Genomic DNA, 12,458 nt, shown 5'->3' with positions numbered 1-12,458 from the left:
ACGCACCATGGCCCAGGTAAGCCGCGAAGACTTCACCTGCGCCGCGGCCACCAACGCCTCGGCCTACCGGCGCATCACCGTGCCGGTTCTGAAGATCGACGCGGGTCCCGGCCCTGCCGTCGCGCTGCTGGCTGGCGTGCATGGCGACGAGTGGGAGGGCCAGGCCGCCATCCTGCAACTCTGGCAACTGTTGCCTGGCGTACTGCAACGCGGCACCGTTTACCTGCTGCCCGCCGCCAACGCCGAGGCATCGCTGGCCGGTACCCGGTTGTCGCCGTCGGACCACGGCAATCTCAATCGCGCCTTCCTCGGCGCGCCGGCACGCGGCTACACCGAAAGCGTGGCCGCCGCGCTGCAAGCCCGGTTGCTGCCGCGCGTCCAGGCCCTGGTCGACGTACATAGTGGCGGCGCCTCGCTGCGCTACCTGCCGTCGTCGGTCATCACGCGCTATGGCGATGACGCATTCGATGAGCGCCTGCCGGCGCTGGCGCGCGCCTTCGGCCTGCCGCAATGCGTGTTCTTCCGGGGCGGCGAAAGCGGCTCCCTGCCGGCCGCCGCCAGTCGCCTGGGCGTGCTGCGCCTGAGCGCGGAAATCGGCGGCGGCGGCGAAACCACCCACACGCTGGTGGCGCGCTGCCGCGACGGCCTGCTCGGCTGCCTGGCCGAACTCGGGCTGCTGGCGGGCGCCCCGCCCCGCCCCGCCAGCCCCACGCTGCACGATCTGGACGCCCCGGCCGCCACCCTGCGCGCACGCGAAAGCGGCGTCTTCATCCCCGCCGTCGACCTGGGCCAGGCCGTGACGGCGGGCCAGGCCATCGGCCAGCTCATCGAACCGGCGCGCCCCGACCAGCCCGCGCGCACCCTCGCCAGCCCGCAGACAGGCACCGTCGTCTGCCTGCGCGCCATCGCCCGCAGCGATGACGGCGACTGCCTGCTGCAAGTGGCCCCCGCCCTCTCCCTGGACTCCCTAGCCTCGTTGTACTGACTCATGCAGATGAACCCCCGCTTGTCCGGCCTGCGCTGCCTGCGCTGCGAAGCCCTGCTGCCCCCCGCCGACTACCCCGAAGGTTGCCCGCACTGCCTCGCGGCTGGCCATCCGGCTTCGCTAGAATGCCACTACGATGCAGCGCCCGGCGATGCCATGGAACTGCCGGTATGGCAGCCCGTGACCCTCGGCGAGGGCGCCACGCCCTGCCTGGAGGCCGACGCCCTGGCAAAGACCGAAGGCGTCGGACAGCTGTGGCTCAAGTGCGAAAGCGCCAACCCCACCGGCAGCCACAAGGACCGCATGGCCGCCCAGTTGGTGTCGCGTGCGCGCTTGGCCGGCGCGCAACGCGTGGCTGCCGCCTCCAGCGGCAATGCCGGCGTCTCGCTGGCGGCCTACTGCGCCGCGGCCGGCCTGCGGGCCGACATCGCCATCACCCGCAACTGCCCGCCGCTGCAACGCGAGGCCATGCAACGCTTCGGCGCCCATCTCACTGCCTTCGACGACAGCCTGGCACGCTGGCCGCACGTGGCGGACCTGTGCCGCAATCAGGGCGCCTTCGCCGGGACCAACTACCTGAACCCGCCGGTGGGGACACATCCGTACGGCGTCGAAGGCTACAAGCCCATCGCGCAGGAAATCCTCGATGCCTGCGGCCTGCCCACCGATATCGTGGTGCCGACCGCGCGTGGCGACCTGCTCTGGGGCATTTTGCTCGGTTGGCAGCACCTGCTGCGCGCCGGCCGTATCCCGCGCCTGCCGCGACTGCACGCGGTCGAACCCTATGCCCGCCTGGCGCGCGCGCGCAGCGCCGGCGATGCCCGCGGCCTCTGGGAAGGCTCGACCGACCAGTACTCGATTGCCGGCGGCACCGTCACGCTGCAGGCGCTGGAGGCCCTGCGGCGTTCAGGCGGTTCGCCGGTCGACGTTTCCGACGCTGCCGCCGCCCAGGCACAGCAGCGCCTGGAACGCATGGGAATGGCCACGGAATTGTCGTCGGCGGCAGCGCTGGCGGCGGTCACACGCCTGCGCCGCGCCGGCCAGTTGGATGCGGAATCATCGGTGGTGTTGATCCACACATCGGACGGCCGCCGTGGTTAGCCCCGGCCCGGCCGCCGGACAAAGCGCTTCGCCCGGCTTCAGGCGCGCTTGACGCCGTAGCGCTCCACCAGCGGCGCCAGCGCCGCGCGCAGGCAGGTCGCCCAGTACTTGCCTGCCTCGGACAGCGGCCGGCTGCCATGCACGATCATGTGGCATTCGAAATGCACCGGCGCCGCCAGCGGCCGGTGACATAACCCCGCCGCCTCCAGACCGACAGCGGTCGCCGGATTGGCAATACCGACGCCATGACCCGCCAACGCCAAATGGCATACGGTGCTGGAATAAGGCGTCTCGATGGCGACCTTCAACCCCAGGCCGGCCTGCAACAACAGGGCGTCCAGGCGCTGGCGCGAAGCATCCTCGGCGTTCAGGGCAATCACATCGACCTCGGCCAGTTGCGCCAGGCCAACCTGCTGCGCCCGGGCCAGCGGATGTCCGTCGGGAAACACCGCCACCGCCCGCAGACTTGCCAGCCGGTGGCCGCGCAAGCCCTCCAGTTCGGATTCGTCGGCCACCGCCGCCAGATCGAGTTCGCCCGACACCACCATATCGCGCAGTGTGTTCGAGTCGCGGATCTGCAAATACAAGGGGGTGTCGGGATAGCGCTGGCGAAAGCGTGCGATCGTGTCGCTGACGATCGCACCGCTGTAGGCATGGATGCAACCAATGCGCAGGCGCGGCTGCGCCGCGCCACGGATGGCGCGGATCTTGCGGCCCAGCGTTTCCAGGCCCACGTTCAGGCGGCGGATTTCCTCGTACAGCAACGTGGCCTCGGGAGTGCGCTGCATGCGCTGGCGCACGCGTTCGAACAGGCGCAGTTCGATGGCGGCCTCGAGCGCGGCCAGCGTGGCGCTGACGGTGGCGGGCGACACGTCGAGCCGCCGGGCCGCGGCGGTCACGCTTTCCGTTTCATAGACGGTGCGGAAGGTCTCGACCTGCTTGAGCGTGAAGGTCATGGCCAGGCGTGCCGCCGGTTCAGATGCGCTGCAGGTCCATCAGCACCCGGCGCGTGGCCAGGGGCCGCCCGGCCAGATTCTCGGCCAGCCGCTCGCGCAGATCGCGGCGCAGGGCCGGCTCGATCACAGGGTCGTCGAAGTCCGGCTCGGCCTCGTCCACGCCGTACCCGGTTTCGCGCAACAGCGTCCACTCGAAGCGGCGCAATGCCCCTGCCGCACGGGTCCCCCCCGCCAACTGCTGCAACGCCATGTCGTAGGCATCGAACAACAGCGGATGAGCGTCTTCACGCGGCAGCAACCGCAGAAGCAGTTCGTTCATGTACCACGCCGACATCAGCGCGGTGCCGCTCAAGGCGCGCACGCCCATGATCTCGGCGCGCGTCAGGGTCTTGACCTCGCCATTGCCGGTCCAGGACAGCAGCAGCGGCTGGAAGGCCGACAGCACGGGACGCAGCACGGAGTACGGGCGCTTGGCGCCCTTGGCGACCATGGCGACACAGCCATGGTCGCGGGAGAAAGTCTGCACGATGAGGGAGGTCTCGCGCCACGCCGTGGCGTGGAGCATGTATCCCGGGCGATCCTGGACGCGAGGCGCCCGTCTACTCATAACCCAGGTCGCGCAGCGCACTCTCGCGGTCGGACCAGCCCTTGCGCACCTTGATGTAGATCTCAAGATGCACCGGCTTGTCCAACAGCTTGGCGATGTCCTGTCGCGCTTCCGTGGCGATGCGCTTCATGTGCATGCCGCCCGTGCCCAGCAGGATCGGCTTGTGGCTGTCGCGCTCCACCACGACGCAGGCGGCGATGCTCGCCCCCTTGTCGGTTTCTTCCCATTGCTCGATCACGACCGTACAGCCATAGGGCAATTCGTCGCCCACCAGGCGGAAGATCTTCTCGCGCACCAACTCGGCCGCGATGAAGCGCATCGGCCGGTCGGTCAGGGTGTCTTCCTCGAACATCGGCTCGCCTTCCGGCAGCCGCACCGCGATTTCCTGCAGCAGCTGGTCGAGCTGCTGGTTCTTGGTGGCGCTGACCGGCACCACGGCGCCGAAGGGATGCAGCGCCATGATCTTCGAGACGAACGCGAACAGCTCGTCGCGGTTCTTGAGCGCGTCGATCTTGCTGACGACCAGGATGGTGCGCTCCGGCGCGGGCAGCAGCGGCAGCAGCTTGGCGTCGCCCTCCGACCACTTGCCAGCCTCGACCACGTGCACCACTACGTCGACATCGGCCAGCGCCTGCGTCACCACGCGGTTCATCATGCGGTTCATGGCGCCGCCATGGCGGGTCTGGAACCCCGGCGTATCGACGAACACGAACTGCTCGTGGTCGCGCGTCAGCACCCCATGGATGCGGTGGCGCGTGGTCTGCGCCTTGCGCGACACGATGGAAATCTTGGAACCGATCAGCGCGTTGGTCAGCGTGGATTTGCCCACATTGGGACGGCCGACGATGGCCACGAAACCGGTACGGAAAGGGGTATCGCTCATTTAGTCTCTTGAGACACTGCCACGGGCAGCGACAACTGCGCGGTTTTGCGCGCCTTGCCCGACTTGCGGGCAGCCTTGGACGCCGGGCTGATGGCCTGCGCAGCCTCCAGCGCCAGCTTGGCGGCCGACTGCTCGGCCGCGCGGCGGCTGGCGCCGGGCGCGTTCACCTTGATCTCCAGCGCCGGAATGGCGCATTCGACCTCGAATTGCTGGCTGTGGGCCGCGCCGTGCGTGGCCACCACGGTGTACAAAGGCAGGGCCAGCTTGCGGCCCTGCAGGAATTCCTGCAGCAAGGTCTTGGCGTCCTTGCCCAGGGTCTTGGGATCGACCGAGGCCAGCACCGGCTGGTACTGGCGCACGATCACGCGGCGGGCGGCATCGAATCCGGCGTCCAGGAATACCGCGCCGAACAGGGCCTCGACCGTGTCCGCCAGGATCGATGGACGGCGGAACCCTCCGCTTTTCAATTCACCCTCGCCCAGGCGCAGGTATTGGGACAATTCCAGGCGCTGGGCGATGTCCGCCAGCGAGGCCTGCTTGACCAGGTTGGCCCGCAGGCGTGACAGGTCGCCTTCGTCGATTTTCGAATAACGCTCGAACAGCATCGCCGCGACGACGAAGTTCAGCACGGAATCCCCAAGGAATTCCAGACGCTCGTTGTGGCGCGCGCCATGGCTGCGGTGCGTCAGCGCCTGTTCAAGCAATGCTGGATCACCGAAGTGGTGATCCAACCGGTTTTCTAGCGTGGCTAGCGACATAATCAGTTGAACCGGCCGATGCGGCTGAGATCGCTGAAATTCATCCAGATGAAGAACGCCTTCCCGACGATATTGGATTCCGGCACGAAACCCCAGTATCGGCTGTCGGCGCTGTTATCCCGATTATCGCCCATGGCGAAATAATGCCCCTCGGGTACTTTGCAGCGTACCCCATCGCGGGAATATTGGCAGTTCCCGAGGTTGGGAAATTGGTATTGCGGCCGATATTCTTGCGGACGGCTCTCATCCAGCAGGATATTGTGGTTAACTTCGCCCAATTTCTCTTTATATTGTGCGATATAAGAGACACGGTCCGGCTCGAAGTAGTCGCCGTCGCGCACATGCGGCACCAATTCCCCATTCACATACAGCTTTTTGTCGATGTACGCCACTTCGTCGCCCGGCAAGCCGACCACACGCTTGATGTAATCGACGTCGGGATCGACCGGATAGCGGAACACGAACACGTCGCCACGCCGGGGCTCGCCAATGTCGATCACTTTCTTGTCGATCACCGGCAGGCGCAGGCCATAGCTGAATTTGTTCACCAGGATCAGGTCGCCCGATTGCAACGTGGGCAACATCGACCCCGAGGGAATGCGGAACGGCTCCACCACGAATGAACGCAGCACGAACACGAACAGGATCACCGGAAAGAAGCTGACCGCGTACTCGATCCACCACGGCACGCGGCGGGCCTTGTCGCCGGCTTCGCGCCGCAGGCGCTCGGCCTCCTGCGCATCGCCGATCAATGCCGCGTCGTACTGCGCCATCGCCTCCTGCGCCCGGCGCTCGCGCCCCCGCCGCAACACAGCCAGGTCGAGCACCCAGACGACGCCGGTCAGCACCAGCAGCACAAACAGGATCAGGGCAAAGTTCCAACTCATCAGCTAACCGCCTTTCTTGGGTTCTATTTGTCTTCCACCTGCAGGATGGCCAGGAAAGCCTCCTGCGGGATTTCCACGGTACCCACCTGCTTCATGCGCTTCTTGCCGGCCTTCTGCTTTTCCAGCAGCTTCTTCTTGCGCGAGATATCGCCGCCATAGCACTTGGCCAGCACGTTCTTGCGCAGCGCCTTGACGTTCTCGCGGGCAATGATCTCGGCGCCGATGGCGGCCTGGATCACCACGTCGAACATCTGGCGCGGGATCAGGCTGCGCATGCGCGTCACCACGTCACGGGCGCGATGGCGGGCGTTGCTGCGGTGGACGATCACGGCCAGCGCATCGACGCGGTCGTTGTTGATCAGCAGGTCCACGCGCACCACGTCGGCCGATCGGTATTCGAGGAACTCGTAGTCCATCGACGCGTAGCCGCGCGACACCGACTTGAGCTTGTCGAAGAAGTCCAGCACGATCTCGGCCAGCGGGATCTCGTACACCAGGTGCACTTGGCGGCCGTGATAGCTCATGTTGATCTGCACGCCGCGCTTGTTATTGCACAGCGTCATCACCGGACCAACGTAGTCCTGCGGCATGAACAGCGTGACCTTGACGATAGGCTCGCGGATATCGGCGATCTTGCCGATTTCCGGCATGCGAGACGGGCTCTCGACCGTGATCACCGAGCCGTCGCGCTGCTCGACCTCGTACACCACCGACGGCGCGGTGGTGATGATGTCCATGTCGAATTCGCGCTCCAGGCGTTCCTGCACGATTTCCATGTGCAGCAGCCCGAGAAAGCCGCAACGAAAGCCAAAGCCCAGGGCCTGCGACACTTCGGGCTCGAACATCAGCGCGGCGTCGTTCAGCTTGAGCTTCTCGAGCGAGTCGCGCAGTTGGTCGTACTCGGAACTTTCGACCGGGTACAGGCCCGCGAACACCTGCGGCTTGACTTCCTTGAAGCCAGGCAGCGGCGTGGCCGCCGGCTTGCTCGCCAGCGTCACCGTGTCGCCAACCTTGGCATCTTCGAGCTGCTTGATGCCGGCGATGATGAAGCCCACCTCGCCCGCCGACAAGTGCGGCCGCTGCTGCGATTTCGGCGTGAAGACACCGGTCTGTTCGCACAGGTGCGTGGCGCCGGAGGCCATCAGCAGGATCTTGTCCTTGGGCTTGAGGACGCCATTGACGATGCGCACCAGCATCACCACGCCCACGTAGTTGTCGAACCACGAGTCGATGATCAACGCCTGCAGCGGCGCATCCGGATCCCCCTGCGGCGCGGGCACGCGCGCGACGATGGACTCGAGAATCTCGTCGATACCCATGCCGGTCTTGGCGCTGGCCAGCACCGCCTGCGAAGCATCGATGCCGATCACGTCTTCGACTTCCTGACGGGCGCCGTCCGGATCGGCCTGCGGCAGATCCATCTTGTTCAACACCGGCAGCACTTCCACGCCCAGCTCGATGGCGGTGTAGCAGTTGGCGACCGTCTGCGCTTCCACGCCCTGCGAGGCATCCACCACCAGCAGCGCGCCTTCGCAGGCCGACAGCGAGCGGCTGACCTCATACGAGAAGTCGACGTGCCCCGGTGTGTCGATCAGGTTCAGGTTGTAGATCTTGCCGTCCTGCGCCTTGTAGTGCAGGGCAGCCGTCTGGGCCTTGATGGTAATGCCGCGCTCACGCTCGATCTCCATGGAGTCGAGCACCTGCGCCGACATTTCGCGATCCGCCAACCCGCCGCAGCGCTGGATCAGGCGATCGGCCAGGGTCGATTTGCCATGATCGATGTGGGCAATGATGGAAAAGTTGCGGATATGCTGCATGCTTGAATTTAAAAGGGACGTAACATTCGGCAAACTGCCGCAAAACGCCGCCGCCAGGGTAGGCACGGCCGACGGGGTTTGGAACCGCTAGGCCGGAACTCCGGCCGCCTGGCCCCTCTGGTTGTTGCTTCTGGGCCACGCCAGGGCGGCCTCCATACGTCTTCTGACGGCAGTCCGGGCAAAAACGAGGGGGCGCCAGGCGCCCCCTCTTGCGGCAACCAGCCATTTTAGCCGGTCTTGGACCTTATTTGCTTGCGGGCACCGCCACCCACTGGGTCTGCTCGCCGCGGCGCACCAGCAGGCCAACCGCGCGGTCCCTGTCCAGCTTGCCGACCAGCTCGGCGAACTGCTTGGCGCCGGTGACGTCGGTGTCGTTCAGAGCCAACACAATGTCGCCTTCCTGCAGGCCGGCCTTGGCCGCCACGCCCTCGGCGACCTTGACCTGCACGCCGCCCTTGATGCGCAGCTTCTTCTGCATGTCAGCGGGCACGTCGACCACGCCCAGGCCCAGCGCGTTGGTCACTTCCGGTGCGGCCGGCGCCCCCTTCTTGCCCGGAGCCGCCTTGTCGACGGGGATCTCGCCGACCTTGACCGACAGGGTCATCTTCTTGCCCTTGCGCCACACTTCCATTTCGGCGCGTGTGCCCGGCTTGGTTTCACCCACAATGCGCGGCAGGTCGGACCAGCGCTTGATGGCTTCCTTGTTGAACGTCAGGATCACGTCGCCCGGTTGCACGCCAGCCTGTTCCGCCGGACCGTCCACCTCGACGCTGCTGACCAGCGCGCCTTCGGCCTTGGGCAGGCCGATGGCCTCGGCCACATCCTTGCCGACCTCGCTAATCTGCACGCCGACGCGGCCGCGCGTGACCTTGCCGGTGGTGCGCAACTGATCCACCACCCGCATCGCCTCGTCGATCGGAATGGCCAGCGAGATACCCATGAACCCGCCGCTGCGCGAAATGATCTGGGAATTGATGCCCACCACCTCGCCAGCCAGATTGATCAGCGGCCCGCCCGAATTGCCGGGGTTGACCGCCACGTCGGTCTGGATGAACGGCAGGTATTCGCCGGTATCCCGGCCGATGGCGCTGACGATGCCCGATGTGACCGTGGAATCCAGGCCGAACGGCGAGCCAATCGCCAGCACCCACTGGCCCTTCTTGAGTTTCTTGGGATCCCCGATCACCAGCGGCGTCATGCCCTTGGCATCGATCTTGATCAGCGCCACGTCAGTGCGCTCGTCGGTGCCGATGACCTTGGCCTTGAACTCGCGGCCGTCGGTGAGCGTCACGTAGATGTCGGTGGCATCGCTGACCACGTGGTTGTTGGTCATGATGTAGCCGTCATCGGAGATGAAGAAGCCCGACCCCACGCCGCGCGGCACGGTGCGTTCCTCGGGCTGCTGCGGCTGCGGACGCTGGCGCGGGCCAGGCGCCTGGCCCGGCGGCTGGAAATCCGGGCCGAAGAACCAGCGGAACAGTTCCGCCGGATCATTGCCGCCGGGCCCCACGCCGCGAATCGGCACCGTTGCCGTGGTGCGGATGTTGACCACCGCGGGATCGGCCTTCTCGATGATGCTGGTGAAGTCAGGCAACGCCACCGTCGGCGTCGGGGTGGACGCCGTCGGGGCCTGCGCCTGCGCCACGGGCGCGAGGGCGGCCGACATCAGCAGCCCCGCCATCGCGGCCGCCAGCAGGCGGCGCAGGCCGGGGGTCGACACCATCATTGTTTTCATAGATTGCTCCGAAATCTCTTCTTGCCGCCGAGGCCGCCCATCAATTGGAACCGGCCGCCGGAGCATTCGCCACAGGTACGTATTCAGTCGCTTGCGCCAGTTGTTCCAGGGTCGCCACGGGCACTTCGCCCACGGCCGTCAGCCAGAAGTCGGCGATACGGGTGCCATAGACAGTAATCGATCCGCGCTGCGCCGCGCCAGGGGGCGGGTGATGCCCGTGCTGGCTGTCATAGGGTTCGATGAAGACCGAGATCGCCGCCAGGCCGTCGGACAGCACCATCTGGTTGACCGTGGCGCCGTGCCCCATCGAGCGCGCCACCTGCATCACCACCGCGAAACCCTTGGGCGCCGGGATGCGCCAGCCGAGCGCGCCCAGGTCGACCGGCTTCAAGGCGGGTTCGAGCACCTTCCAGTCGCGCGTGTTCCAACGCGAGGCCAGCGATTGCGGATCGACCTCGGCCCCCAGGCGCAGCGAGGTGAACGACACCTGCTCGACCACGCCGCGGGCGGCATTGAGGGTCTGGGCCTTGAGCAGCAGATTGGTCTCGACGTCAGCACAGAGGCGATAGCCATAGCGCAACTTGTCGAGCGGTTCGATAGTGATCAACCGGCACTGGCGCCCGGCAACGCGGTGCAGGGCTGATTCGGCGCGGATCTTGTAGTGATCGGTGAGCCGGGCCGGATCACCCAGCAGCAGGCCGGGGAAACGATCGCCGCGGCGGCGTTCGAGCAGCACGGTCTTGCGGTCGGGGATCAGGCATTGCACGTTTTCGTTGTGGCGCAGGTATTCCCGCGGCTGCCCGTCGAGGATTTCGAGCCGCTCACGCTCGCCGGTGCCGTCCAGGACATGGACCAGCCGCGACGACTGGATCATCTCGCCTTGCTGATACATGAAGACGCCGGCGTAATCCTGCTTGCGCGCGGCCTGCTGGATGCGCGAGAGCAGCTGGACCACGTCATCGCCCTGCGCGGCGGGCGCGGTATCGGCGGCACGGGCCGGATCGTGCGCGGCCAGCAGTGCGGTCAGGAGGGTGGCGGCGAACCAGCCGGCACGGTGGGCCTGCCACGAAGCAGCCCGTCCCAGCGCCGGCCAACGGGTCGGAAGCACCAGGGCCATCAGCGACCCGCCCCGACATCGAAGGACACCTGACGCACCGCGCTGGGGCCGGCCATCTGGCGATGCGCCTCCAGGTAATCGCTCAGGCCCGACGTATCGGCGCCACCGCCGAGGCTGGCGTCGGCCAGCACTCGCGTCTCGGTCCCCGTGGACCCGCCGGTCAGGTACGGCTGGGCCACCCACGCCACCGTGGCGACGGCCGCCGCCACCGCCAGGCCGGACAGCCCCATACGCAGCGGCGAACGGCGGCGCGGGGCCGCCACGATCGGCAGTTCGGCATCGAGCGCGCGCGACAGGCGCGCCTGGAACGCCGCGCTGGGCGTCAGCGCCAGATCGCTGTTGCGCAGGGCATCACCAATCAGATGATAGGTATCCCAGGTCTGCCGCCCTTCGCGGGTCAACAGGCCGGGAAGAATATCGTCGGTTTCTTCTCCATCCATCCAGGCGGAAACGGATTCCTCCCAGGAGGCTTCCGAAGAAACGACGGACTTGGCTGCTGTAGTCTGCATGACTGCCACTCCTTACCAGCGACGCTCGGCATCGGTGCCTAGCAACGGACGCAATTTGTTGGCGATGGCTTCTCGCGCACGGAAAATGCGCGAGCGCACCGTACCAATCGGGCAGTCCATGCTCTGGGCGATGTCTTCGTAACTCATACCTTCGATTTCACGCAGGACGATTGCGGTGCGCAATTCCTCGGGCAATTCCTCGATGGCCGCGTTCACCGTTTCGGCGATCTCGCGACTGGCGACCATGGACTCCGGCGTGCTTATATCGGTTAGGTTGTCGGTTTCGTTAAAAGTTTCACCGTCTTCCGTTTCTATCGCATTGGGCGCGCTTGGCCGCCGCCCCTGGGAGGCGAGCCAATTGCGGGCCGTATTGATGGCGATACGATACAACCAGGTGTAGAACGCGCTCTCTCCCCGGAACTGGGGCAGGGCCCGGTAGGCCTTGATGAACGCTTCCTGGGCTACGTCCTCGATTTCGGCCGGATCACGGATCATGCGGGCCAGCAGGCGCAGGATCTTGCGCTGGTACTTGAGCACCAACAGATCGAACGCCTTCTTGTCGCCGCGCTGGACGCGCGCCACGAGCTCGGCATCGACTTCGCGCTCGCTCATGCGGCCTCCCGCAGACGGACCGCCGGGGAGACACGCCGCGCCGCGCCGGCCAGCAGGCATAGGCGCCGCCAGCAGTCGGGTCGCAGCGTCCGCTGCCAGACGGTGAAAGTTACGTGGTGGTCGTTGAAGGCCATACTCCGGGAAGGCAAGAGCTGCAAGGTGAGCGTGAGCCACGCCGGACCGCGTCGCTGATCGACCAGCGCCGCGTCCCGCCAGCCACCCGGCAGGCGCACCTGCCAGGAGCCGGAGCCGGCCGCCGTGCGCAGAGCCGATACCGGGGACAGGCTGTGGCGGGTCAAGTGTAACAGCCCCGCCGCCAACGGCAGCGTGACCAGCATGGCCGCCACGGCCCAGGCCGTGTCGAATTGGGCGGCGCTGGCCACGACGCTGGCTACGGCGCCCACCAGCCCCAGGGCCGGCAGCGCCGCGGCGCCGGACGGCCGCAGGACAGGCACGCGAAACGTCCAGCGCCCCTTGCCCGGGCCTTCCAA

At 66.6% G+C, this 12,458-nt stretch carries 13 protein-coding genes; 2 read left to right on the top strand and 11 right to left on the bottom strand.

Features of this window, described 5'->3' with window-relative positions; translation table 11 throughout:
- Nucleotides 1-7: 7 nt before the first annotated feature.
- Together HV701_RS11085 and HV701_RS11080 are read left to right on the top strand one after the other, a co-directional pair.
- Nucleotides 8-985, top strand: a complete 978-nt coding sequence (locus tag HV701_RS11085) for a M14 family metallopeptidase (RefSeq protein ID WP_175133111.1) — start codon at nt 8-10, stop codon at nt 983-985.
- A gap of 3 nt (nt 986-988) precedes the next feature.
- Nucleotides 989-2,086, top strand: a complete 1,098-nt coding sequence (locus HV701_RS11080; protein WP_175133110.1) for a pyridoxal-phosphate dependent enzyme — start codon at nt 989-991, stop codon at nt 2,084-2,086.
- A gap of 38 nt (nt 2,087-2,124) precedes the next feature.
- Here HV701_RS11080 and HV701_RS11075 read toward each other — a convergent pair whose 3' ends face one another.
- The 11 genes from HV701_RS11075 to HV701_RS11025 all read right to left on the bottom strand — a co-directional run bounded on the left by HV701_RS11075 (nt 2,125) and on the right by HV701_RS11025 (nt 12,458).
- Nucleotides 2,125-3,042, bottom strand: coding sequence for a LysR substrate-binding domain-containing protein (locus HV701_RS11075; protein WP_175133109.1), 918 nt, complete (start codon nt 3,040-3,042; stop codon nt 2,125-2,127).
- A gap of 19 nt (nt 3,043-3,061) precedes the next feature.
- Nucleotides 3,062-3,649 carry a DNA repair protein RecO gene (gene recO, locus HV701_RS11070; protein WP_175133108.1) on the bottom strand — a complete coding sequence of 196 codons (588 nt, stop codon included), beginning with the start codon at nt 3,647-3,649 and terminating at the stop codon, nt 3,062-3,064.
- Entirely contained in the window at nt 3,642-4,532 is an 891-nt protein-coding gene (era, locus tag HV701_RS11065) for a GTPase Era (RefSeq protein WP_175133107.1), read from the bottom strand. The genes recO and era overlap by 8 nt, the downstream gene beginning before the upstream one ends.
- Nucleotides 4,529-5,290, bottom strand: coding sequence for a ribonuclease III (gene rnc, locus HV701_RS11060; protein ID WP_175133106.1), 762 nt, complete (start codon nt 5,288-5,290; stop codon nt 4,529-4,531). Before rnc ends, era begins: the two co-directional genes overlap by 4 nt.
- A gap of 2 nt (nt 5,291-5,292) precedes the next feature.
- Nucleotides 5,293-6,177, bottom strand: coding sequence for a signal peptidase I (gene lepB / locus HV701_RS11055; RefSeq protein WP_175133105.1), 885 nt, complete (start codon nt 6,175-6,177; stop codon nt 5,293-5,295).
- 23 nt (nt 6,178-6,200) lie between these two features.
- The gene (gene lepA, locus HV701_RS11050; RefSeq protein ID WP_175133104.1) at nt 6,201-7,994 is read right to left on the bottom strand and encodes a translation elongation factor 4; all 1,794 of its coding nucleotides are present in this window, start codon (nt 7,992-7,994) and stop codon (nt 6,201-6,203) included.
- 244 nt (nt 7,995-8,238) lie between these two features.
- Nucleotides 8,239-9,729, bottom strand: coding sequence for a DegQ family serine endoprotease (locus HV701_RS11045; RefSeq protein ID WP_175133103.1), 1,491 nt, complete (start codon nt 9,727-9,729; stop codon nt 8,239-8,241).
- Nucleotides 9,730-9,769: 40 nt separating this feature from the next.
- Nucleotides 9,770-10,846, bottom strand: a complete 1,077-nt coding sequence (locus tag HV701_RS11040) for a MucB/RseB C-terminal domain-containing protein (protein WP_175133102.1) — start codon at nt 10,844-10,846, stop codon at nt 9,770-9,772.
- Entirely contained in the window at nt 10,846-11,355 is a 510-nt protein-coding gene (locus tag HV701_RS11035) for a sigma-E factor negative regulatory protein (protein WP_175133101.1), read from the bottom strand. Before HV701_RS11035 ends, HV701_RS11040 begins: the two co-directional genes overlap by 1 nt.
- Nucleotides 11,356-11,367: 12 nt before the next feature.
- Entirely contained in the window at nt 11,368-11,967 is a 600-nt protein-coding gene (gene rpoE / locus HV701_RS11030; RefSeq protein WP_175133100.1) for an RNA polymerase sigma factor RpoE, read from the bottom strand.
- A complete protein-coding gene (locus tag HV701_RS11025; protein ID WP_175133099.1) occupies nt 11,964-12,458 on the bottom strand; it encodes a hypothetical protein in 495 nt (164 codons plus the stop codon). The genes rpoE and HV701_RS11025 overlap by 4 nt, the downstream gene beginning before the upstream one ends.

This window comes from Achromobacter pulmonis (genome assembly GCF_902859765.1).
Classification (GTDB): domain Bacteria; phylum Pseudomonadota; class Gammaproteobacteria; order Burkholderiales; family Burkholderiaceae_B; genus Achromobacter; species Achromobacter pulmonis.
This window is presented reverse-complemented; position numbering and strand designations above follow the sequence as displayed.